21 protein-coding genes are annotated in these 22900 nt (G+C 71.5%); 16 read left to right on the plus strand and 5 right to left on the minus strand.

From position 1 onward, the window contains the following. Positions 1–83 precede the first annotated feature (83 nt). The 11 genes from AB1578_01470 (at position 84) to AB1578_01520 (ending at position 12433) form a co-directional block, all read left to right on the plus strand. The gene (locus AB1578_01470; protein MEW6486568.1) at positions 84–1697 is read left to right on the plus strand and encodes a CTP synthase; all 1614 of its coding nucleotides are present in this window, start codon (positions 84–86) and stop codon (positions 1695–1697) included. Then, positions 1694–2521 (plus strand): 3-deoxy-8-phosphooctulonate synthase, encoded by an 828-nt coding sequence (gene kdsA, locus AB1578_01475; GenBank protein ID MEW6486569.1) that lies wholly within the window; start codon positions 1694–1696, stop codon positions 2519–2521. The genes AB1578_01470 and kdsA overlap by 4 nt, the downstream gene beginning before the upstream one ends. Beyond that, positions 2518–3486, plus strand: coding sequence for a KpsF/GutQ family sugar-phosphate isomerase (locus AB1578_01480; protein MEW6486570.1), 969 nt, complete (start codon positions 2518–2520; stop codon positions 3484–3486). The genes kdsA and AB1578_01480 overlap by 4 nt, the downstream gene beginning before the upstream one ends. Then, the gene (locus AB1578_01485) at positions 3483–4016 is read left to right on the plus strand and encodes an HAD family hydrolase (GenBank protein ID MEW6486571.1); all 534 of its coding nucleotides are present in this window, start codon (positions 3483–3485) and stop codon (positions 4014–4016) included. The genes AB1578_01480 and AB1578_01485 overlap by 4 nt, the downstream gene beginning before the upstream one ends. A gap of 214 nt (positions 4017–4230) precedes the next feature. Then, positions 4231–4737 (plus strand): LPS export ABC transporter periplasmic protein LptC, encoded by a 507-nt coding sequence (gene lptC, locus AB1578_01490; protein MEW6486572.1) that lies wholly within the window; start codon positions 4231–4233, stop codon positions 4735–4737. Further along, complete coding sequence (gene lptA / locus AB1578_01495; protein MEW6486573.1) at positions 4734–5264, plus strand: lipopolysaccharide transport periplasmic protein LptA; 531 nt, start codon at positions 4734–4736, stop codon at positions 5262–5264. Before lptC ends, lptA begins: the two co-directional genes overlap by 4 nt. After that, positions 5264–5998, plus strand: coding sequence for an LPS export ABC transporter ATP-binding protein (gene lptB, locus AB1578_01500; GenBank protein ID MEW6486574.1), 735 nt, complete (start codon positions 5264–5266; stop codon positions 5996–5998). Before lptA ends, lptB begins: the two co-directional genes overlap by 1 nt. 6 nt (positions 5999–6004) lie before the next feature. Then, the gene (gene rpoN, locus AB1578_01505) at positions 6005–7492 is read left to right on the plus strand and encodes an RNA polymerase factor sigma-54 (protein MEW6486575.1); all 1488 of its coding nucleotides are present in this window, start codon (positions 6005–6007) and stop codon (positions 7490–7492) included. A gap of 154 nt (positions 7493–7646) precedes the next feature. Continuing rightward, the gene (locus AB1578_01510) at positions 7647–8621 is read left to right on the plus strand and encodes a lytic murein transglycosylase (protein ID MEW6486576.1); all 975 of its coding nucleotides are present in this window, start codon (positions 7647–7649) and stop codon (positions 8619–8621) included. A gap of 287 nt (positions 8622–8908) precedes the next feature. Further along, a complete protein-coding gene (locus AB1578_01515; protein ID MEW6486577.1) occupies positions 8909–10753 on the plus strand; it encodes an alpha-amylase family glycosyl hydrolase in 1845 nt (614 codons plus the stop codon). Between the two features lie 177 nt (positions 10754–10930). Continuing rightward, entirely contained in the window at positions 10931–12433 is a 1503-nt protein-coding gene (locus AB1578_01520) for a B12-binding domain-containing radical SAM protein (protein ID MEW6486578.1), read from the plus strand. Between the two features lie 63 nt (positions 12434–12496). Here AB1578_01520 and tyrS read toward each other — a convergent pair whose 3' ends face one another. Continuing rightward, positions 12497–13732: a tyrosine--tRNA ligase gene (tyrS, locus tag AB1578_01525; protein ID MEW6486579.1), complete on the minus strand. Its 1236-nt coding sequence runs from the start codon at positions 13730–13732 to the stop codon at positions 12497–12499. Positions 13733–14117: 385 nt separating this feature from the next. On the opposite strand from tyrS, the gene AB1578_01530 reads away from it, so the two are divergent. The 3 genes from AB1578_01530 (at position 14118) to AB1578_01540 (ending at position 16935) form a co-directional block, all read left to right on the plus strand. Then, complete coding sequence (locus AB1578_01530; GenBank protein ID MEW6486580.1) at positions 14118–15284, plus strand: primase C-terminal domain-containing protein; 1167 nt, start codon at positions 14118–14120, stop codon at positions 15282–15284. Beyond that, positions 15281–16018, plus strand: coding sequence for a futalosine hydrolase (gene mqnB / locus AB1578_01535; protein ID MEW6486581.1), 738 nt, complete (start codon positions 15281–15283; stop codon positions 16016–16018). The genes AB1578_01530 and mqnB overlap by 4 nt, the downstream gene beginning before the upstream one ends. A gap of 62 nt (positions 16019–16080) precedes the next feature. Next, positions 16081–16935 (plus strand): 1,4-dihydroxy-6-naphthoate synthase, encoded by an 855-nt coding sequence (locus AB1578_01540; GenBank protein ID MEW6486582.1) that lies wholly within the window; start codon positions 16081–16083, stop codon positions 16933–16935. An 89-nt stretch (positions 16936–17024) separates the two neighbouring features. Here the strand turns inward: AB1578_01540 and AB1578_01545 are convergent, their stop codons facing one another. Further along, complete coding sequence (locus tag AB1578_01545; GenBank protein ID MEW6486583.1) at positions 17025–17405, minus strand: response regulator; 381 nt, start codon at positions 17403–17405, stop codon at positions 17025–17027. A gap of 102 nt (positions 17406–17507) precedes the next feature. On the opposite strand from AB1578_01545, the gene AB1578_01550 reads away from it, so the two are divergent. Continuing rightward, the gene (locus AB1578_01550) at positions 17508–19157 is read left to right on the plus strand and encodes a hypothetical protein (protein MEW6486584.1); all 1650 of its coding nucleotides are present in this window, start codon (positions 17508–17510) and stop codon (positions 19155–19157) included. On the opposite strand, the gene AB1578_01555 is transcribed toward AB1578_01550, so the two are convergent. The 3 genes from AB1578_01555 to AB1578_01565 all read right to left on the minus strand — a co-directional run bounded on the left by AB1578_01555 (position 19134) and on the right by AB1578_01565 (position 22772). After that, the gene (locus tag AB1578_01555; protein ID MEW6486585.1) at positions 19134–21011 is read right to left on the minus strand and encodes a DUF4388 domain-containing protein; all 1878 of its coding nucleotides are present in this window, start codon (positions 21009–21011) and stop codon (positions 19134–19136) included. The two genes, AB1578_01550 and AB1578_01555, sit on opposite strands and share 24 nt — an antisense overlap. Next, positions 21008–22069, minus strand: a complete 1062-nt coding sequence (locus AB1578_01560; protein ID MEW6486586.1) for a type IV pilus twitching motility protein PilT — start codon at positions 22067–22069, stop codon at positions 21008–21010. The genes AB1578_01555 and AB1578_01560 overlap by 4 nt, the downstream gene beginning before the upstream one ends. 121 nt (positions 22070–22190) lie before the next feature. Then, the gene (locus AB1578_01565) at positions 22191–22772 is read right to left on the minus strand and encodes a TlpA disulfide reductase family protein (protein MEW6486587.1); all 582 of its coding nucleotides are present in this window, start codon (positions 22770–22772) and stop codon (positions 22191–22193) included. Between the two features lie 52 nt (positions 22773–22824). On the opposite strand from AB1578_01565, the gene AB1578_01570 reads away from it, so the two are divergent. After that, positions 22825–22900, plus strand: a 76-nt coding sequence (locus AB1578_01570; GenBank protein ID MEW6486588.1) for a hypothetical protein, incomplete at its 3' end; no start/stop codon positions are given.

Genomic DNA, 22900 nt, shown 5'->3' on the forward strand with positions numbered 1-22900 from the left:
AAATCAGAAAAGTCCGACGGGTCCGACGGGTCCGACAGGTCCGACCACGTGAACCGAGCGGGGGCGAGCCCCGGGGAGCTGCCATGCACACCAAGTTCATCTTCGTCACGGGAGGGGTGCTCTCCAGTCTCGGAAAGGGGCTGGCGTCCGCGAGCCTCGGTGCCCTCCTGGAGGCCCGCGGGCTCACCATCACGCTCCTCAAGATGGACCCCTACATCAACGTCGACCCGGGGACCATGAATCCCTTCCAGCACGGGGAGGTCTTCGTCACCGACGACGGAGCCGAGACCGACCTGGACCTGGGCCACTACGAGCGCTTCACCCGGGCGCGGCTGAGCGTGCGCAACAACTTCACCACCGGCCAGGTGTACGACACGGTCATCTCCAAGGAGCGCCGGGGGGACTACCTGGGGGGCACCGTCCAGGTCATCCCCCACATCACCGACGAGATCAAGCGGCGCATCCGGGAAGCCGCCCAAGGCGTCGACATCGCCATCATCGAGGTGGGGGGCACGGTGGGCGACATCGAGAGCCTGCCGTTCCTGGAGGCCATCCGGCAGTTTCGAGTCGAGGCGGGCACCCGAAACGTGGTGTGCATCCATCTCACCCTCGTGCCCTACATCGCGGCGGCCGGGGAGCTCAAGACCAAGCCCACCCAGCACAGCGTCAACGAACTGCGGCGCATCGGCATCCAGCCCGAGATCCTCATCTGCCGCACCGACCGCAACCTCTCCGCCGACATCAAGCGCAAGATCGGGCTCTTCTGCAACGTGGACGCCGACGCGGTCATCACGGCGAAGGACGTGAAGAACATCTACGAGGTGCCGCTCAACTTTCACCAGGAGGGCCTGGACGAGAAGGTCGTGGAGTTCCTGAACATCTGGACCGGGCGGCCCAAGCTCGACGAGTGGGAGCGCATCGTCGAGGCGCTGCGCTTTCCCAAGGACACGGTGCGGATCGGCATCGTGGGCAAGTACGTGGATCTGAAGGAAAGCTACAAGAGCCTCTCCGAGGCCCTCGTCCACGGCGGCATCGGCAACCAGTGCCTGGTGGAGCTCGAGTACGTGGACTCGGAGGCGGTGGAGACCGAGGGCCTGCCGGAGGTGCTCTCCCAGGTGGACGGCATCCTGGTGCCCGGGGGCTTCGGCCAGCGGGGCACCGAGGGGAAGATCGCCGCCATCCGCCACGCTCGGGAGAACCGCGTGCCGTTCTTCGGAATCTGCCTGGGCATGCAGCTCGCCGTGGTGGAGTACGCCCGCAGCGTGTGCGGCCTCGAGGACGCGAACTCCTCGGAGTTCCACGAGAAGACCCCCCACCCCGTGGTGGACCTCATGCCCGGCCAGGTGGGGATTACGAAGAAGGGCGGTACCATGCGCCTGGGGGCCTACCCCTGCCGCCTCCAGGAGGGGACTCGGGCCATGGAGGCTTACGGGTCTAAGGAAATCAGCGAGCGCCACCGCCACCGGTACGAGGTGAACAACGCCTACCGGGATGCCCTCCAGGAGAAGGGGCTGGTCCTCCCGGGGCTCTCCCCCGACGGGAAGCTCGTGGAGATGGTGGAGCTACCCGGCCACCCCTGGTTCGTAGGGTGCCAGTTCCACCCCGAGTTCAAGTCGCGCCCCATGGCGCCCCACCCGCTGTTTCAGGCCTTCGTGGCGGCCAGCCTGGCCCACAAGCGCTCCCGGGACGCCCGGTGAGGAGCGCCGTCGCGGTTGGCCGGGTGACGATGGGGGGCGGGCACCCCCTGGCGCTCATCGCGGGGCCCTGTGTCCTGGAAAGCGAGGACCTGGCGCTTCGGACCGCGGCCTTCCTGCGGGATCTCGCCGAGCGCCTGGGCTTGGGCTACGTCTTCAAGGGCTCCTACGACAAGGCCAACCGCACCAGCGTGGGGTCCTACCGGGGGCCGGGGCTCGAGCGGGGCCTGGAGATCCTGGATCGGGTGCGGCGCGAGGTGGGGGTGCCGGTGCTCTCCGACGTCCACTCTCCCGCGGAGGCCGAGCAGGCGGGGCAGGTGCTGGACTGCGTGCAGGTACCCGCCTTCCTGGCCCGTCAGACCGACCTCCTGGTGGCGGCCGGGCGCACGGGCAAGCCCGTGAACGTGAAGAAGGGGCAGTTCATGGCCCCGGAAGACATGTCTCAGGCGGTGGAAAAGGTGCGGGCGGGCGGAGGCGCCGGCGTGCTCCTCACCGAGCGGGGCACGACCTTCGGCTACCACTACCTGGTGGTGGACTTCCAGGGCCTGGTGCGCATGGGGAGGCTGGGGTGCCCGGTGGTCTTCGACGCCACCCACTCGGTGCAGCGTCCGAGCGCGGCCTGCGGGGTCTCCGGGGGGGATCGGGAGCTCGCGGCACCCCTGGCCCGGGCCGCGGTGGCCGTGGGGGTGGACGCGGTCTTCCTCGAGGTACACCCGGACCCGGAGCACGCCCTGTGCGACGGCCCCAACTCCGTGCCCCTGGGGGAGGTGGAGCCGCTGCTTCGCAGCCTCCTGGCCCTGGACCGCGCCCGGAGGGCGGGCGGGTGAGCGCGCTGGAGACCGCCCGCCGGGTGCTGCGCATCGAGGCGCAGGCCCTGGAGGGGCTGGCCCGAAACCTGGGAGCCGAGTTCGAGCGGGCGCTGGACCTGGTACTGGCGTGCCAGGGCAAAGTGGTGCTCACGGGAATGGGGAAGAGCGGGATCGTGTGCCGCAAGATCGCCGCCACCCTGTCCTCCACGGGCACGCCCGCCTTCTTTCTCCACCCGGCCGAGGGGGTCCACGGGGATCTGGGCATCCTGGCCCGGGGGGACCTGGTCATTGCGGTCTCCAACTCCGGGGAGACCGAGGAGCTGGTGGAGATCCTCCCGGTGATCCGGCGCCTGGAGCTCGGGCTCATCGCCGTGACGGGAAATCCCCGATCCACCCTGGCGCGGCGAAGCCACGTGGTCCTGTTCCTGGGCGTGGAGCGGGAGGCCTGCCCGCTCAACCTCGCCCCCATGGCGTCCACCACCGCGACGCTGGCCCTGGGGGACGCCCTGGCGGCGGCCCTCATGGAGCGCAGGGGGTTCTCTACCCAGGACTTCGCCCGGTTCCACCCGGCCGGGGCCCTGGGCCGTCAGCTCACCCTCCAGGTGGACGACCTCCTCCACGACGGAGACGAGATCCCCCGGGTGGCGCCGGCGACGCCCCTTCGCACCGCCATCCTGGAGATGACGTCCAAGCGCCTGGGGCTCACCGGGGTCTTCGACGCCGAGGGCCGCCTGGCGGGGGTCATCACCGACGGCGACCTGCGGCGGGGCCTGGAGCGGCGCGCCGACCTCCTGGAGCTCACCGCGGGCGAGGTGATGACGCCGGATCCCAAGCGCATCGCCCGGGGCACCCTGGCGGTGGAGGCCCTGCGCCTGATGGAGGCCCACGCGATCACGAGCCTCTTCGTGGTGGACGGCGAGGGGTCCCGCAGCGTCGCGGGGGTGGTCCACATCCACGACCTGGTGAAGGCGGGGCTGCGATGACCCTGGACGAGCGGCTGGCGCGGGTGGAGCTCCTGCTCCTGGACGTGGACGGGGTGCTCACCGACGGCCGGGTGATCCTGGACGACCGGGGGGTCGAGACCAAGGCCTTCGACGTAACCGACGGCCACGGCCTCAAGCTCCTCCAGCGGGCGGGGGTCGCGGTGGGGCTCGTCACGGGGCGCCGCAGCCGGGTGGTGGAGCACCGGGCCCGGGAGCTAGGCATCCTCGAGGTGCACCAGGGGGTGAAGGAGAAGCTCCCGGTGGTGCGGGCGATCCTGGCGCGCCGAGGCCTCGCGCCCGAACGGATGGGGTACGTGGGGGACGACGTGGTGGATCTTCCGGTGCTCCTCCAGGCGGGCCTGGCCGTGACGGTTCCCGACGCGCCGGACTACGTACGCCAGCGCGTCCACTGGGTGACCGGGCGCCCCGGGGGCCGGGGCGCGGTGCGGGAGGTGTGCGAGGCCGTCCTGAGGGCCCGGGGGGCGTGGGAGGCCGTGACGGCCAAGTACTTTTCGCCGGAGCTCCTGTGAAGGCAGCGTGGTGAACCCGAGCTCCCCGGACGATTTCCCCGGATCGGACCCCCGGAGTCCCGCGCCCGAAGGCGGACTCGGTATCGCTATCGCTATCGGGATCGGTATTCGAGCACTGACGAAGGGGAAAGCGATACCGATACTGACAGCGGTTGCGAGCGCAACGCAACGCGTCTCTCGCCGCCGACGGCCATGGGCCGGGGCCCCGGGGATCTTGACCGTCGCGGTCCTCTTGGGGTGGAGCGGCCTGGGCTGCCGGGGAGACGAGGGGCGCGAAGCAGGCTCGGAGTTGCCGCGGCCCACTTCGGTTTTCGAGGGGGTCGAGCTGGTGCACCAGGAGGAAGGGGGAGACTGGTGGCGGCTGACCGCCGCCGAGGGCGCGGGGTGGGAAGGGGAAGGCACCGGGTCCCTGCGGGAGGTCCGGGGGGAGATTCGCCGCGGAGGGCACGCCCTGCGGTTGGAGGCGGGAGGGGCGGATATCGACGGGAGGGACGTGGTGCGGCTGTCCGGGGGCGTGGAGGTGGCGTGGGACGCGTACCGGGCGCACCTGGACCGGGCCGAGTACCGCCCGGGCCAGGGCCGGGTGACCTCGGATGACGCGGTGTCCCTCGAGGGGGCCGGGCTGCGGGTGCGGGGCCGGGGGCTGGAGGTGGACGTGGAGAAGCGAACGGCGCGGGTTCGGGAAGGGGTGGAGGCGTCGGTGGGGGGAGGAACGCCGTGAAGAACCTTGCGGCGGTCGTCGCGGCGGCGAGCCTTGCGTTCCTTTCGGGAGTCGGGGCGCCGGACACGGCCCGGGCCCAGGCTCCGCCCCCGGGTATTGCCCCGGGGGGCATTCCCCGGTGGGACGTGGGCTCCGAGCCCCTCCAGGTGGACTCCCGGAGCCTGGAGGCCCGGGGGGCGGAGGGGATCGTGGTCTTCGAGGGCGAGGTGGTGGCCCGGCAGGGAGACCTCACCCTCCAGTCGGACCGCCTGGAGGTGGGCATCGACGGGGAGACCCGGGAGCTCCGGTCGGCCGTGGCACGGGGCACGGTGCGCATCCGCCGGGGCGAACTCCTGGCCACGGCGGCCGAGGCCACCTACGACGCGGCCGCGGGGATCATCGTCCTTACGGGGGACCCCAAGGTCTGGCGGGACCGGGACGTGGTGGCGGGGGACCGGATCACCCTGTACCTGGCCGAGAACCGCAGCGTGGTCGAGGGCGCCAAGGCGGTGCTCTTTCCCGGCAGGCCGCCGGGAGAGGAGCGGTGATGGAAGGGCCGCGGCTCCTGGAGGCCGAGGGCCTGGTGAAGCGGTACGGGGGGAAGGCCGTCGTGGCAGGGGTGGGCCTGCGGGTGGAGCGGGGCGAGGTGGTGGGGCTCCTGGGTCCCAACGGGGCGGGCAAGACCACCACCTTCTACATGATCGTGGGCCTGGTGCGGCCCGACGGGGGGAGCATCCGGCTGGGAGGAGCGAACATCACCCGGCTCCCCATGGTGCAGCGGGCGCGTCGGGGTCTGGGATACCTTCCCCAGGAGGCGAGCGTCTTCCGGCGACTCACGGTGCGCGACAACGTGTTCGGGGTCCTCGAGGCACGGGGCATGGCTCGGGACGAGGCCGAGGCCCGCACCGAGGCCGTGCTCGAGTCCCTCTCGATCCGACACCTGGAGGATCGCAGGGCCCATCTCCTTTCGGGGGGGGAGCGCCGCCGGGTCGAGATCGCCCGGGCCCTGGCCACCGATCCGGCCTTCGTCCTGCTCGACGAGCCCTTCGCCGGCATCGATCCCATCGCCATCGCGGAGCTCCGGGACCAGATTTTGCATTTGAAAGCCCTCGGCATCGGTGTCATACTCAGCGATCATAACGTCCGGGAAACCTTGGGCGTTTGCGATCGCGCCTACATCGTGAGCCAGGGAGCGATCCTGGAGGAGGGGCCGCCAGCCGCCATCGTCCGAAGCCCCAAGGCGCGGTCCGTATACCTGGGAGAGGGATTTCGCCTGGATTGAGACGCCATGGCCCTTGAGATCCGGCAGAACGTAAGCCAGCAGCTGCGCCTGACCCAGGAACTGGTGATGACTCCCCAGCTCCAGCAGGCGATCAAGCTGTTGCAGCTCTCCCGCCTGGAGCTCGTGGACCGGGTGCAGCAGGAGATCGAAGAAAATCCCCTCCTCGAAGAGCTCCGGGAGGACGACGCTCCGGACACCGCCGCTCCCGAGGAGGCTTTTTCCCTGGACGCGGTCGGAACCGGGGAGGCGCAGCCCGCTCCCACCGAACCGCCCCCCCCAGAGTTTTCCCCCGAAGAAAAGCCCGCGGCGGCCGAGATCGACTGGGAGCAGTACCTGGACTACTACGACTCGGGCAGTCCCTCCGACGGACCCTACGACGCCACCGAGGAGCGCCCCTCCTTCGAGAACTTCCTCTCCCCCGAGACCACCCTCCAAGATCATCTCCTTTGGCAGCTTCGCCTCGCCCACCTGGATCGCGAGGAGAAGACGATCGGGGCCCACATCGTGGGCAACGTGGACGAGGACGGCTACCTGCGCGCCTCGGTGGAGGAGATTGCCGCGGCGGCCCAGGCCCCGGTGGAGGGGGTCGAGGCGGTGCTCGCCGTGGTGCAGGACTTCGATCCCCTGGGAATCGCCTCCCGAACCCTCCAGGAGTGCCTCCTTCGCCAGGCCCGGGAGCACGACCTGGGGGAGAACGTGCTTCGGGTGATCGCCCACGGCCTCAAGCACCTGGAGACCAAGAACTACAAGCGGCTCGCGAAGGAGCTCGACCTCTCCTACGACGAGGTGCTCGACGCCGCAAGCGAGATCTCCCGGCTCGAACCCCGGCCCGGCCGCACCTTCGCCAGCACCCGGGTGGATTACGTCGTCCCCGACGTCTTCGTGACAAAGGAAGGGGGCGAGTACGTGGTGCGTCTCAACGAGGACGGGGTTCCGAAGCTCCGGGTCTCGCGCTACTACCAGAACCTGCTCCAGGACCAGAGCGCCCAGGGCAAGGAAGCCAAGGGATACATCCAGGAGCGGATGCAGGCCGCCCTGTGGCTCATCAAGAGCATCCACCAGCGCCAGCAGACGCTCTTCAAGGTGGCGACGTCCATCGTGCGGTTCCAGCGGGAGTTTCTCGACAGGGGCGTGGCCCACCTGCGGCCCCTCATCTTGAAGGACGTGGCCGACGACATCGGCATGCACGAATCCACCGTGAGCAGGGTCACCACCAACAAGTACATGCACTCGCCCCACGGCACGGTGGAGCTCAAGTTCTTCTTCTCCAGCGCCATCCAGAGCCGGAACGGCGAAGACCTGGCCAGCCGCAGCGTGAAGGTGCGGATGCGGGAGCTCATCGCGAAGGAGGACGCGCGCAATCCCCTGAGCGACCTCCAGATCGCCGAGCTGCTCTCGAAGGAGTTCGGCTTGAAGATCGCCCGCCGTACCGTGAGCAAGTACCGGGAGAGCCTGGGCATTCTGCCGTCGTCGGGGCGTCGCCAGCTCTTCTGAGGCCGAAGGAGCACCCGCTGTGTAGGACCGGGCTCGCCCGCGAGCGGGGGCCTGGCGGCCGTTGGTTTCTCGGAGGGTTCGCGGCCAAGGCCGCTCCTACGGATCGTGCTCTGCTCCCGGCCGCCGGCCTGCGCTCCTTTCTGGAGGATTCCCCATGTCGTCCCGCCGCTTCTTCGGCGTCGCACTGCTCTGCACCGTCCTGGCCGGGGCTCCGCTTCGTGCCGAGACTCCCGACTTCTCCCTGTGGCTCGCCGAGCTGCGTGCCGAGGCTCTGCGGGCGGGCATCTCGGCGGCCACCCTGGACGCCGCCCTCACCGGAATCGAACCCATCCCCCGGGTCATCGAGCTCGACCGCCGCCAGCCCGAGCTCACCTGGACGCTGGACCAGTACATGACGCGGATCGTCTCCGAGGAGCGGGTGGCCCGGGGCCGGGAGAAGCTGCGGGAGCACGGGGCGCTCCTGGAGCAGGTGGGGAAGCAGTACGGCGTGCCCGCCCGCTTGCTCACCGCCCTGTGGGGCATCGAGACCAACTACGGCCAGGCCTCCGGCGGCTTTCAAGTCATTCCGGCGCTCGCCACCCTGGCCCACGAAGGGCGCCGCAGCGACTTTTTCCGCAAGGAGCTCCTCCTGGCGCTTCGCATCGTGGATCAGGGCCACGTGACCCCGGAGGGTATGATGGGGTCCTGGGCCGGGGCCATGGGCCAGATGCAGTTCATGCCCTCCACCTTTACCAGTTACGCGGTGGACGGGAACGGGGACGGGAAGATCGACCTGTGGGGGAGCCGGGAAGACGCCTTCGCCTCGGCCGCCAACTACCTCTCGCGCATGGGCTGGGACGGGGCGCGAACCTGGGGACGCGCCGTGCAGGTGCCCCCCGGGCTCGATCGGTCGCTTGTGAGCCTCGACGTGCGAAAGCCCCTGGAGGAGTGGCAGGCCCTGGGGGTGCGCCGCACCAACGGGGCCGACCTCCCCGAGGTCTCGGGCCTCACCGCCTCCCTCATCCAGCCCGACGGCCCCGGCACCCCCGCCTACCTGGTCTACGACAACTTCCGCACGATCCTGCGCTGGAACCGCTCCCAGTTCTTCGGCATCGCCGTGGGCACCCTGGCGGACCGCATCGGGGAGTGAGGGGGCCGGTGCGGAATCCGGGAGCCCTGGGAGCGCGCCGCATCCGGTGGGTCGCCGCGGTTCTCCTCGCCCTCGGGGCGTGCTGCCAACCGGCGGCGGCGGCCCGACGGAGAGGACCTGCGGCGGGCCTGGGAGGGCCACCGGGAGCGGGCCGCCGCCGCCGGCTCCCGGTGCAGCTCGAGAAGCGGTCCCGGGAGGGGCCTGCCGAGATCTGGGCCCAAGTGCTCGGAGTGCTCCCCGTCCCCTTCGAAGCCGTGCTCCGACCCGCAGACTGACAGGGGCAGCGCATGGAAGCCCAGCGCACGCGCACCTTCTACGACGAGCTGCCCGACTACGGGCGCCCCCGCCTGCAGCTCCCGGCCGAGCGGCGCGAGCGGATGCGCCGGCGCCTGGCGCTCCTGTACGGGGAGTCCCAGGCGCGGCAGTGGCTGCCGGAGCTGGAGCGTATCCTGACCGTGCATGCGGCCCACAAGCCCCCCGAGATGCTCGAAAAGGAGCAGCACTACGACCCCGCCGAGCGGTTCCACCAGGGGCACGAGATCCTGATCACCTATGGGGACATGGTGAAGGGGGAGGGGGAGACCCCGCTCTCGGTGCTCCACGACTTCGTGCGGGCCCTCTACCCGGAGTCCATCAACACCCTGCACCTCCTGCCGTTCTTCCCCTACTCCTCGGACCGGGGTTTCGCGGTGGTGGACTTCCGCCGGGTCGACCCAAAGCTCGGATCGTGGGAAGACATCCGCCGGAAGAAGGGCCGCTACGATCTCATGTTCGACGCGGTCTTCAACCACTGCTCGTCCCTGAGCGAGATGTTCCTGGAGTACCGAAACGGCCACCCCGCCTACCGCGATTTCTTCATCGCCTTCGACTCCCCCGACGCGCTGACCCCGGAGCAGCGCCGCAAGATCTTCCGCCCGCGCACGAGCGACATCCTCACCCGCTTCGAGACCATCGCAGGCCCCAGGTGGGTCTGGACGACGTTTTCGCCGGACCAGATCGACCTCAACTTCCGCAACCCCGCCGTCCTCATGCAGGTGATCGACAGCATCCTCCTGTACATCCGCCGGGGGGCGGATCTGCTCCGGCTCGACGCCGTCACCTACCTCTGGGCCGAGCCAGGCACCGAGTCCGTGCACCTGCCCGAGACCCACGAGATCGTCAAGCTCCTGCGCGACGTGGTGGACGCCGTGGCCCTGGGGGTCGCCCTGGTCACCGAGACGAACGTGCCCCACGAGGACAACGTGTCGTACTTCGGGGACGGGTGCGACGAAGCCCACATGGTCTACCAGTTCCCGCTTCCCCCCCTGGTCCTGCACGCCTTCTACCGCGGGGACGCGACGCTGCTCTCCCGGTGGGCGGCCCAGGTGCGCCCCCCTTCCGACCGGGCCACCTTCCTCAATATTCTCGACACCCACGACGGCATCGGCCTGGTGGGTGCCAAGGGGTTCCTGCCCCCGGATGAGGCGCGGTTCCTGGTCGAGACTGCCCGGCAGCGGGGGGCCTACGTGTCCTACAAGTCCATCGGCGGCGGGGAGGAGCCCTACGAGATCAACAGCACCTGGTGGAGCGCACTGAACCCGGAGGACGCCGCCGAACCCCTGGAGCGCCGGGTCCGGCGCTACCTGGCCTCCCGAGCCATCGCCCTGGTCCTCCCGGGGGTTCCCGGGATCTACGTGCACGGCGCCCTGGGAACGCCCAACGACCACGAGCGGGTGGGCCGCACCGGTGTGGGCCGCGACGTGAACCGGGGCACCATCGACGGAGGCGAGGCGCTGCGGGAGCTGGAAGACCCTGCTTCCAAGCTCTCCCTGCTCCACCGGTGGGGCGGGCGCATGGCGCGCATTCGCGCCGAGCTGCGCGTCTTCCATCCCCGGGGCCCGCAGGAGGTGCTCCCGATCACCCCCCGGGTCTTCGCCGTACGCCGTTCCTCGCCCGAAGGAGCAGAGCACCTGATTGCTCTGATCAACGTCACGGGCGAGCGGGTGGAGGCCCAGATCCCCCGCGGCCACCTGCCCGACGCGACCAGGGCCTGGCGCGACCTCCTCGGGGACGCGACCTGGCAGGCGACCGTGCAGGGGCTCTCCATGGTTCTCGACCCCTACGCGGTGGCCTGGCTCGTCCCGGCCCCGTGAGGCCGCACCGCAACGGTGCGTGCGCCGGTGCGGCCCCCTGTTGTGCTGTCGCGTCGCGGGTCGAGCTCTCCGGGCCCGCAAGCGGGCGGCGCCGACGGTCTCGCGCGGGCAGGCGGGCAGCGGTGTTGCGGGCCGGGAAGGCGGCGGTACGCTGCCTGGGGTGCGGAGGCCGACGCCATGAACATCCTCCTGATCTTTCCCGAGTTCCCGGACACCTTCTGGAGTTTTCGGCACGCGCTGAAGTTCGTGCGCAGGAGTGCCGCCTATCCCCCCCTGGGGCTCCTCACGGTGGCCGCCCTCCTGCCCCCGGCCTGGGAAAAGCGCCTGGTGGACCTCAACGTGCGGCGCCTCGCCGACGAGGATCTCGGGTGGGCGGATCTGGCGTTTGTCAGCGCCATGGGCGTGCAGCGGCCCTCGGCGCGCCGGGTCGTCGACCGCTGCCGCGAGGCGGGGGTGCCCGTGGTGGCGGGGGGGCCGCTCTTTACCGCGGAGCCCGAAGCGTTTCCCGAAGTCGCCCACCTGGTCTTGAACGAGGCGGAGCTGACCCTGCCCCCGTTCCTGGAGGACCTGGCGCAGGGCAGCCCCAAGCGGGTGTATGCGAGCAAGGACTTCGCCGACATTCGCGCGACGCCGGTGCCCCTGTGGGGGCTCGCGGAGCTCGACCGGTATGCGGCCATGTCGGTGCAGTACTCCCGAGGGTGCCCGTACCACTGCGAGTTCTGCAACGTCACCGCGCTGCTCGGCCATCGGCCCCGGGTCAAGAGCCCGGAGCAGATCCTGGCGGAGCTCGACGCCCTGTACGCCCGGGGCTGGCGGGCGAGCGTGTTTTTCGTGGACGACAACTTCATCGGCAACGCGCGCCACCTCAAGGCCGAGCTCCTCCCCCGGCTCATCGCCTGGCAGCGCAGGCGGCGCCTGCCCTTCTTCACCGAGGCCTCCATCAACCTGGCCGACGACCCGGAGCTCGTCTCGATGATGGTGGAAGCGGGGTTCGAGTCGGTCTTCGTGGGCATCGAGACCCCCCACGAGGGAAGCCTCGAGGAGACCTGCAAACAGCAGAACCGGGGGCGCGATCTGCTGGCCGACGTGAAGCGCCTCCAGCGGGCCGGGTTGGAGGTCCAGGGGGGCTTCATCGTGGGCTTCGACAGCGACCCGCCCGGGATCTTCCAGCGCCAGATCGACTTCATCCAGCGAAGCGGGATCGTGACGGCCATGGTGGGGCTCTTGCAGGCCCCTCCCGGCACGCGCCTGTACGAGCGCCTGGGACGGGAAGGGCGCCTGGCGGGGGACAGCGGGGGCGACAACGTGGCCGCCACCACCAACATCGTGCCGGCCATGGGGCTGGAACGGCTGGTGGCGGGGTATCGGGAGGTGCTGCGCAGCCTCTACGCGCCCAGGCAGTACTACCGGCGCCTGCGGACGTTTCTACGGGAGCACCGGCTGCCGCCCCTGCGCCCCAAGCTGCCCTTCCAGCACCGGATGGCCTTCTTTCGGGCCGCCTACCACCTGGGCATCGTGGGCAGGGAGCGGTTCCAGTACTGGAGCACGCTGCTCTGGACGCTGTGCACGCGGCCCCGCTCGCTGCCCCTGGCCGTCACGCTGGCGATCTACGGCCACCACTTCCGCAAGATCTGCGAGCGGGAGGCCGGGGGAGGTCCGGGGCTGCGTAAGCCCCGGTGAGGGGGCGGCGAAGAGCGACACCGGGGGATGTCCGCTGGGCGCGGAACCGGAGCGGATTTCTCCTCAGACCGGTCGCACCGCGCAGTACTTCTTCTTGCCGGCCCGCAGGAGCACGGCGCCGTCCCGGAGATCGGCGGCGGTGACGGGCCGGTCGAAGGCGGTCACGGCTTCGCCGTTCACGTAGGCGCCGCCCTGCTGGATGAGCCGGCGGGCCTCGCCGCGGCTCTTGGCGAGGCCCGCGTCCGCGAAGAGGGCGAAAGCCTCGATGCCGGCCTCCAGGGCGGTGCGAGGCACCTCGAAGGAGGGCACCTCGGCCAGGTCTCCGGCCCCGGCAAAGAGCGCTTGGCTCGCGCCGCGGGCCTTGTCGGCCTCCTCCTCCCCGTGGATGATCTTCGTGACCTCGTGGGCCAGCACCTCCTTGGCGGCCCGGATCTCGGCGCCCTCCAGGGCCCCCAGGCGCCGCACCTCGTCCATGGGCAGGAACGTGAAGAGCCCCAGGAACCGCCCCACGTCGGGGTCCTCGGTGTTGATCCAGTACTGGTAGAAGTCGTAGGGGGTGGTGCGGTCCGCCGCGAGCCACACGGCGCCCTGGGCGGTCTTGCCCATCTTGGCGCCCGAGGAGGTCGTGATGAGGGGGAAGGTGAGGGCGTGGGCCGCCGTGCCCTCCACCCGCCGGATCAGGTCGACCCCGGCCAGGATGTTTCCCCACTGGTCGTTGCCCCCCATCTGGAGCGAGCACCCGTGGCCCTGGCGGAGGACCAGAAAATCGTAGGCCTGGAGGAGCATGTAGTTGAACTCGATGAAGTTCAGCCCGGTTTCGAGGCGCTGCCGGTAGGACTCGGCGGCCAGCATGCGGTTGACCGAGAAGTGGATGCCGATGTCCCGCAGGAACGCGATGTAGTGGAGACGCTCGAGCCACTCGGCGTTGTTCAGGAGCATGGCGCCGGTTTCGAAGTCCAGGAGCCGGGCGAGCTGGGCGCGGATGCCCACCGCGTTGACCTCGATGTCCTCGCGGCTGAGCATCTTGCGCAGCTCGGTCTTGCCCGAAGGGTCGCCGATGAGGGCGGTGCCCCCGCCCAGGAGCGCGATGGGGCGGTGCCCGGCCCGCTGCATGTGGGCGAGGCCCATGACGGGCAGGAGATGCCCCACGTGGAGGCTTGAGGCCGTGGGGTCGAAGCCCACGTAACAGGTCACGGGGGCCGTCTCGGGACGGCCCAGCGCTTCGCGCAGCGCCGCCTCGTCGGTGGACTGCTCCACGAAGCCGCGCTCTCGGAGGGTATCGAGGACGTGCTCTGCCATGGCTCGCTCCTTGGGTTTCGGGAGGCGGGATGATAGCAACCGCCCGGCGGGCGGGTCAACGCGCCCTGGGCCCCCTCGATCCACCGCCTGGGTGGTAAGCGGGGTCCGGGAGCCCCTGCGCTCCGCCCCGCAATCCGCGGCAGTTGGAGGAGGGGTCCCTTGCGGAACCGGTGCGCCTGGCCTCACGGGTTTCCAGGGACTGCGGCGGATCAGTCGATGCGGTACGGGACTGCGCTCCGGGGCTCCCGGACCCCGCCCCGAAGAGAGGTGGTGGATTTGGGGGCCGGCGAGCCGCCCCCGTTGGAACGGTGAGGCGGGGCGTGCTATATACCCGGACGAGGCCACGGACCCCCCCAGGGCCCAGGGCCGCAGCGAGCCGGAGGTCATGGCGATTCCCGTTGCGTACCCGCCCGCGAGGGCCGAGCTCCTGCGCACGTTTCGGCTGGTGGACTTTGCGGCGCGCCGGCAGCCGGGGTTTCGCAATCGGCTGGTGCCCGTGGAAGAGGTGGCGGGGCTGGTCCGGCGCTACGGGGCCCATGGGTGCTACGCCACCTTCTACCTGTACGACGAGGCCATTCGGGTCCACGCGCAGGGGGCTGGCGCGCCGGGCAAGCCTTCCGTGGCGGGGTACGACGGACCGGTGTACGCGCCGGTGTGGCCGCTGGACATCGACGCCCCCGACCTGGGGGAGGCCCTGGCGGCCGCGCGGGCCGTGGTGGAGCGCCTGGGCCGCGTCTGGGGGGTGCCCCGGGAAGCGGTGCGCCGCTACTTCAGCGGGAAGAAGGGGTTCCACGTGACCGTGGACACGCGGGTCTTCCTTGCCCCGGTTCCCTCGCGGCTCGCGCCGGAGCTCCTGCATCGGCTCACCCGGCGCCTCGCCCGGGAGCTCGGTTTCCCGCCGTCGGGGCCGCTGGATCTCTCCCTGCGGGACCGGGTGCGGCTCTTGCGCCTGCCCAACACCCGCCACGAGGAGAGCGGCCTCTTCAAGGTTCCCCTCTCGGCGGAAGAGCTGGGCTCCCTGGGGCCCGAGGCCATCCGGGAGGCGGCCCGCGCCCCGCGCCCCCTGGCGGGAGTGGACCCCTCCGGACTGCTCCTCGAAGCCTGCCTCGACCTCGTGCCCCGGGCGCGGGCCATCCTGGAAGAGGTTGCCGCCCCGTCGGGGGACGCCGTCCCCCGGGGGCGGCCCCCGAGTTCGGCAACGGCGGCCGGGGGTACCCGGGAGGTCCTGGAGTGCCCCGCGCGGCAAGCCCTCCTGTCGGCCCCGGCCCCGCCGGGGCAACGCAACAACACGGCCATCCGGCTGGCCTCGTGGCTGCGGGAAGCGGGGTGGGACGAGGAGGCCGTGGGGGAGCGCCTCGGGGCCTGGAACGGGAACAACCCCACCCCCCTGGCCGACGAAGAGGTGCGCCACGTGGTACGCTCGGCCTTCGCGAGCCCGGAGCCCTACCGCTACGGCTGCCGGGACCCCCTGATCGCGCCCCTGTGCCCGCCGTCGCCCGCGCAGAGGGCGCGCTGTCCCTATCATCCACGAAACGCCGGAGCGCAAGGGTGATACCCCTCGACGTGCTCTGCGCGGCCGCCACCCCTGGGGAGCTCCAGCTTCTGGACGCGAGCCTGGGGAAGGCCCGGGCGGGGCGGGGCGGGGTGCGCTCCTGGCGGTGGGGCCGGGTCGGGGAGCTGCGGGTCGGCGTGCTCGCGTGCGGGGCGGGCAAGGCCAACGCCACCCTGGCACTGGGCCCGGTGTTGGAGTCGACGCGCCCGCGCCTCGTGCTCGCCGTGGGCGTGGCCGGCGCCTACCCGGGGTCGGGCCTCGCCGTGGGCGAGGCGGCGGTGGCGACCGAGGAGATCTACGGGGACGAGGGTGTGGAAACCCCCCATGGGTTCCGGGGGATGGAGGAGACGTCCCTTTCCCTTTGGGAAGACGGCCGGGCGCGGTATTTCAACCGCTTCCCGGCCGACCCCGGCGTGAGCGCCGTCCTCGCCGGCTGCGGCGTCGGAGCAGCCCGGCTCGGGACCGGGCCCTTCGTCACTCTCTCCACGGTTACCGGCACCCGGGAGCGGGCTGTGGAGCTCGGGCGCCGGTACGCAGCGCTGTGCGAGACCATGGAGGGCGCTGCCTTCGCCCACGCGGCGGCCGCCTACGGGGCCGCCTTCGGAGAGGTCCGCGGGGTGTCCAACCCCGTCGGCCCCCGGGACCGCGCCTCCTGGAAGATCCAGGAGGCCGCCGCCGCCGCGCAGGAAGTGGCCCTGCGCTTCCTGCATTCCTGGCCGGCACGGAGAACGTGAGCCGGCGCCGACGGGACCTTCAACACGCAACGGGCAACGGACAACGGACACCGGACAACACCATGCCAACCCTACAGGTGGGCTACTCCCCCTGCCCCAACGACACCTTTCTCTTCTACGCGCTGATTCACGGGCTCGTGGACACGGAGGGGTACCGCTTCGAGCCGGTGCTCGAGGACGTGGAGACCTTGAACCGCTGGGCGCTGGAAGGGCGGCTCCCCATGACCAAGGCGAGCTACGGGGTCGTGGGCAGGGTTCGTCGGCGCTACTGGTGCCTGCGCTCCGGCGGCGCCCTGGGGTGGGGCTGCGGCCCCCTGGTGGTGGCTCGCGACGCCCGGCCGCTGGAAGAGCTCGTGGGCACGCCGGTCCTGGTGCCGGGCCTCCACACGACGGCGAGCCTGCTCCTGAGCCTTCGGGCCGGCCCCGGGGTGGAGCGGGTGCCCCGGGTCTTCCACGAGATCCTGCCCGCGGTCGCCCGGGGCGAGGCGCAGGCGGGTGTCATCATCCACGAGGGGCGCTTCACCTACGCGAGCCACGGGCTTACCGCGGTGGAGGACCTGGGGGCGTGGTGGGAGGGGGAAACGGGGCTCCCGATTCCCCTGGGGGGAATCCTGCTCCGGCGCGGCGAGGCGGGCGTGGACCCGGAAGCCGTGCAGCGGGCCCTGCGGCGCAGCGTCGCCTATGCCCTGGCCCACCCCGAGGAGCCCATGGAGACCGTGCGGCGGCATGCCCAGGAGCTCGAAGAAACGGTGATGCGAGAGCACATCCGCCTGTACGTGAACGGGTTCTCGGAAGACCTGGGGCCGCGCGGCGAGCGCGCGGTAGAGACCCTGCTGGCGAAGGCCGCCGAGCTGGGGGAGGCGCAACCGGTCGGGGAGCCGCTGTTTCCGGGTGGCGGGGGGAGACGTGAAGGGTGAGGCCCGACGGGTGACGGGTGACGGGTCCACCCCGTCCACCGGGTCCACGACGCCCACCCCCCCAACAACCCCCCGGGGCCTCTTGCCCCCTACGCCACCAGGGTTCGGATTTCTTCGAGGATTTCCCTGGGGTAGAAGGGTTTGGGGATGAACTTCCGGGCGCCCAGGTCGAGCACCTGGCGCACGATCTCGTGGCCGGTGGTCGCAGAGGTGACGAGGGTGGGCGGGGCTGCCTGGCCGTATAGGCGGCGCAGGGCGCCGAGAAAACCCAGACACTCGGGGGTGCGGGCGAAGTGCATGTCGAGAAGGATGCACCGCACTTCCCGGCCGGCCAGATGGCCCAGCCCGGCCTCGGGGGTTCGGCAGCAGATCAGGTCCAGATCCTCGTCGGCGAAGGCGTATTCCAGGAGCTTGAGGATGTCGGGGTCCTCGTCGATCAGGAGCACGGTGGGGCGGGAGGCCGGTTGCATGTGACACCCTCCATGGAATCCGGGGACGACAGGGGAAATGCTAGCATGTCCCCCGGTGTGGTTCTTCACCCAAAGGAGTGAATTTTCTCCGGCGAGGACGAAATGAGCGGCGGAAGACTCCTGGGCTCCCTCCTGGTGGAGCGAGGGCTGCTATCCCCCGAGGCGCTGGGCGCGGCCCTGGCGCGGCAGGCCGGCTCCGGACGCAGGCTGGGCGAGGTCCTGGTGGAGATGGGTCTGCTCGGGGAGGAAGCCCTGCGGTGGGCCCTGGCGGAGCAGATGGACATCGCCCTGGTACACCCCGACCCGGCGGCCCTCGATCCGGAGGCCCTGGCCCTGCTCCCGGCACCCGTGTGCCGGCGCTATGGCGTGCTCCCCCTCTACCTCTCCGAGGAGCAGCCGGGGGGCCCGAAACTCCTCACCCTGGCGGCGGCCGACCCGGCCAACCGTCTCGCCCTGGACGACGTGGCGGCCCGCACGGGGCGAGGCCTACGGGTGGTGGCCGCGCTGCGGGAGGAGGTCGAAGCGGCTCTGGACGCGATCCACGGCCCGGCGCCCCGGGAGGACGTGGGCCTGCGCTCGTCGGCGCTTCCGGCCGAGAGCCTGCCGGAGATCCTGGAGGACCCCACGGGGAACGCTCTCCTGCGCGGCCTCCTGGAACCGGTCGCGGCCCGGGGGGAGGGGGGGTTCCACCTGAGGGCCCGGGCCGGGGAGACCCGGGTGGAGGATCTGGTGGGGCGACCCCTCTTTGTCGGCGGGGACGCGTGGCACGGCATCCTCCTCGACCGCCTGCGCCGGCTCGCGGGGCTGGACCCCGCGCCCGCCCGAGGGCTCCTGGAGCGCGGACGGGTGTCCTTCGCTCCCGGGGCCGGACCGCCATCCCTCTTTCGGCTCTCGATCCTCTCCGGGCTGGAGGGGGCCGAGGCCCAGGTGAAGCTCTTGCGGCCCGAGAGCCGGCGGCGATCCCTGGTCGAGCTGGGGTTCACCGAAGCGCAGGTGGGGGCCGTGCGGGAGGCGATCGGGAGGCCCGGTCTCCTGTGGGTGACCTCGGCGGGGGAGGAGGGGCTCGCGAGCACGCTGTTTGCGCTCCTGCGGGAGATTCCGGGCACGGGGAGGACCGTGACCCTGGAAGAGGAGGTGGGCTACCTCTCTGCCGAGTTCCTCCAGCTCGACGCCGCACACCTGGGGGCAGACGGCACGGCCGAGGTGCTGCGGGAGCTCAAGCACCTGGACTTCGACCGCGTGGTGGTGGACCGGGCGGTCCCGTCGCTGCTGCCCCCCCTCCTGTCCCTGGCCCTGCGCAAGCGGTGGGTGCTGGCGGCAACCCCGGGGGTCGTCCCGGGCGGGGGTCTGCGCGAGCTCGCGGCGCGGGCGCCCGACGCCCCGCTTTCCGCCCTTCGGCTCCTGGTGCACCAGCGTCTCGTCCCGCGCCTGTGTCCCCGGTGCCGGGTGGCCTGCCGGCCCGACCGCGGCGAGTGGGAGCGGTTGGTCGGGGAGAGGCCCCTTCCGGAGCAGGTCTGGGAGGAGGGGAGCGGCTGCGAGGGGTGCGGTGGGAGGGGGACGACGGGGAGTCGCGCCTTCTTCGAGGTCCTGCCCGTGGGGGCCGCGGAGCGGGAAGCCCTGTGCGCCCAAGGGGGGGGCGAAGACGCCGCCGAACGCCTGTGGGAGGGCGCGCAGGCCGCCCTGCGGACCCAGCTTGCCGCGGCTGCGGCGGAAGGCGCGGTCGCCTTCTCAGAGCTCTGGGACGGTGCCTGATCCTCTGCGGTGGCGCTCGTCCAGGCGCCGAAAGCCCTCCATGAGGAGCCCCTCGGTGTTGCCCTGGATCGTCTGGGCGCGGGCTCGGGCGTCGGGCTCGATCCGGAACGCCCCGTCGGCCCAGCCCATGATGGCATAGAGGGCGTCTTCCCCCTCCAGGGGCCCGGTGCGTGCGTCCACGATGGCGCCGTCGCGCAGCGCCACCTCGGCGGCGCCCTCCGGGCCCTCCAGGCGCAGCACTGCGGTCTTGAGCCCGTTGGCCAGGATCTGGACGATGTCGGCGAATCCCATGTCGCGCAGGTTGCCGCTCACCACGCCCCGGTCCGGCCGCCCCCGACCCGCAGCCCGCTCCAGCTTGGCCGCCACCACCTCGGGGTGGGTGTCGGCGGTGAACACGTCTTCCGCGCCCAGGCGCAGGGCGTACATGGTGTCGGGTCCCGAGTCGGTGGGAGAGAGGAGGAACACGGGGGGCCGCCCCTCGGGCGACGCTCTTCCCAGGGCCTCCAGGAGGGAGAGTCCCGGACCCACCGCCGCCAGCACCGCATCCCATCGCCCCTCTGGGGGGGGTGCCTCGGCGCGCTCCACCTTCCAACCCCCCTGGCCGAGGCGGCTGAGCAGGGCCTCGGGGAAGGCCGCCTCGGGAAACAGGGCGAGCACCGAGAACGATCCCGCCTGTTCCAGCAGGTGGGCGCCGTCGGCCCACCGCAGAAGTCCGGTCACGGCGTCGGGGTCCAGGCATGGGTCGGCCCGCACCGCGTCGGCCGCCCCGGCGGGCGTGGCACCGGTGCCGAGCGCCCCTTCGTAACACGCCACCGCCCGGAGCACCTCTTCCCCCGAAAGGGGGCGGCTTCGGGAGGGGAGCGACCAGCCGGCGAGCGCCGCGCGCCAGGCGGCGAGCTCCAGGCGGTCCAGGGCCCCCGCCCCCAGTCCCCGGCGGCCGGCCAGGAACCGCACCAGGGCCGCCGCCTGGCGGGCCCGGGGGAATCCGTCCCCGAGCGCCAATCGAGAGGCCTCCTCGGCCAGGGCCTGGGCCTCGGCCGCGAGCCCCGCAGCGGCTGCGTGCTCCTCCAGGGCCGCCGCAGGATCGTCGAAGCTGCGCACGCGGGGGTGGGTTACGTGGGGGGCCCACTCCTCCTGCACCCAGGCCGCCGCCCACTCGCCGGACCGGAGCAGATCCCGGGCCTCCGCGGCGGAGCCGGCCCTGCGCACGTCGTACCCCGCCGCCTCGAAGAGCGCCGCCATGGCGCGCCGCCGGCGGGGCTCCGGGTCGGCCACCAGCACCCTTGCCTTGCCGCCGTGCCGGCCCGGGTCGCTCCCGCGCTCCCGGGGTGGGCCGGGCGGCCCCTGCTCGTCCTTGGAAGAGAGGGCGGCGATCTCCGGAGCAAAGGCAGGCTCCTCCAAGACCCCTTCGTAGTGGCGGGCGATGAGGCGGGCGATGGCCGCCTCCGGAGCAGCCAGCACGTTGACCTTGCGGGCCCCCGAGGCAAACCGCGCCTCGTCCACGGCCGACACGTTGTCGGGGTCGGCGGCGGCGAGATCCAGAACGCCTCGCTCCGGGTCCCAGCCGATCGGGAGCACGCGCAGGCGGCGGGCGAGCTCCAGGGGGACACGGGCCAGTGCCCGGGGCTCCACCGGCATGCGGGACGGCAGAAAAGGGGGTACCCGGTGCAGGAGCCCCAGGGCCTGGGCCAGAGTGTCTTCCGTGACGAGCCCGAGGCTCAGGAGCTGGGTGCCCAGGCGGCCCGGCTGGACCCTCTGCCGGTCCAGTGCCCGGTCCAGGGCCGTCGCGTCCACCGCCCCCGAGCGCAGCAGGATCTCGCTCAGGCGCTCCCGGGGTCTGCGCAAGGGTTTCACGCGGGTTTGCACAGCCGCTCGAAGACCTGCTTGTTGTGGGCGTACCGCAGGGCCTCCTCCGGGGCCACCGCCTGGGTGTTTACCAGCTCCAGGAGGTGCTGATCCAGGAGTTGCATCCCCTCCTTGCGCCCGGTCTGGATGAGGGACGGGATCTGGAAGGTCTTGGCCTCGCGGATGAGGTGGGAGACCGCGGTGTTGTTCAGCAGGATCTCGATCCCGGCCACCCGCCCGCGACCGTCGGCCCGCCGCAGGAGCACCTGGGCGATGACGCCGCGCAGGCTCTCGGCGAGCATGGCCCGGGCCTGGGGTTGCTGGTCCGCGGGAAAGGCGTCCACGATCCGGTCCACCGTCTTGGCGGCGCTCTGGGTGTGGAGGGTCGCGAGCACCAGGAGGCCGGTTTCCGCGGCCGTGAGCGCCAGGCCGATGGTGGCCAGGTCGCGCATCTCGCCCACCAGGAGCACGTCCGGGTCCTCCCGCAGGGCCGCCTTGAGCCCGCTGGAGAAGGACTGGGCGTGGCGGCCCATCTCCCGCTGGTGGATCAGGCACTTCACGTCCTCGTGGAGGAACTCCAGGGGGTCCTCCAGGGTGATGACGTGGTCCGCGCGCTGGAGGTTGCGGGCGTGGAGCATGGCCGCCAGCGTCGTGGTCTTGCCGCTGCCCGTGGGCCCGGTGACCACCACGAGCCCTCTCTTGTCCAGGGCGAGCCTTCCCACCACGGCCGGGAGGCCCAGGGAGTCCAAGGACGGCGGGGAGGCGGGGATCCATCGAAAGGTGGCCCCCAGGCCCTTGCGGTGGCGGTAGGCGTTGCCCCGGAACCGCGCCAGACCCTCCACCCCGTAACCGAAGTCGAGATCCCGGTGGGATTCGAGGCGCTCCAGGTCCTCCTCCGGCAGGATTTCCAGAATCAGGTCCTCGGCTTCATCGGCGGAGAGGTCCGGGTGCCGGGCGCGCTGGAGGGTGCCGTTGACCCGGAACATCGGCGGGGCCCCGGCGCTCACGTGGAGGTCGGAACCGCCCAGTTCCACCAGCGCTTGAAGGAGGGTGTCGATGCGGGCCATCGGCGGGACCGTAATGCAGCAGCCCGGGAGGTGTCAAGACGCCCCGCAGCCCGGGTCCCGGGCGTGAAACGCGGGCGGGCGGCCTCCTGGGGCAGTGGGATCGGGAGAGACCTTTGGCGCCTCAGGGAGCCCGCTCGGGCTTGAGGATTTCGGCGCAGAAGCTCGGATCCCGCACGCCCCGCACGATCCCCGCGGCGACCGACGCCTCCAGGCGCCCCAGGTGGATGAAGCGGATCCGCCCCTGGGGGTCGAGGACGAAGGTGGTGGGCGTCCCCACCACGCCGTAGCGTTCGGCCACCTCGAAGTAGGTCTCGGTCTCCCTGTCGTAGGCGTTGGGGAATGTGATAGCCTTCGCCGCGAGGAAGGGCCGGATCTTCTCGTCGAACTGGGGGCCGTCCAGCGAGATCCCCAGGACCGTCAACTCCAGGGGTCCCAGCTCGCGTTCGAGCTCGGCGAGCTCGGGAAGCTCCCTCTGGCACGGGAAGCAGAAGTAGCTCCAGAAGACGAGCAGAACCGGCTTGCTCCCCAGGTGCTCCGACAGACGCAGGGTGCGGCCGTCGAGAAACTCGAGGGCGAAGTCGGGAGCCATATCTCCCACCCGGACCGCGCCCGTTGCGGGAGTTGGCGCACCCGTGCCGGCGGCGGGGGCGGCGGACGCGAGGCCCATGGCGAGCAGCACAGCGGCAATCCACAATGGTTTCAAGGCATCCTCGGCGGCAATCGTTCTCGTCCATGGGATGGGGGTCGACCATCGGATGTGGACCCTCCAGGCGCCGGCCTTGCAAGAGCTGGGCCCCGTCTGGGCTCCGGACCTCCCGGGCTTCGGCGACG

This window comes from Thermodesulfobacteriota bacterium (assembly GCA_040756475.1).
Classification (GTDB): Bacteria; Desulfobacterota; Deferrisomatia; order Deferrisomatales; family JACRMM01; genus JBFLZB01.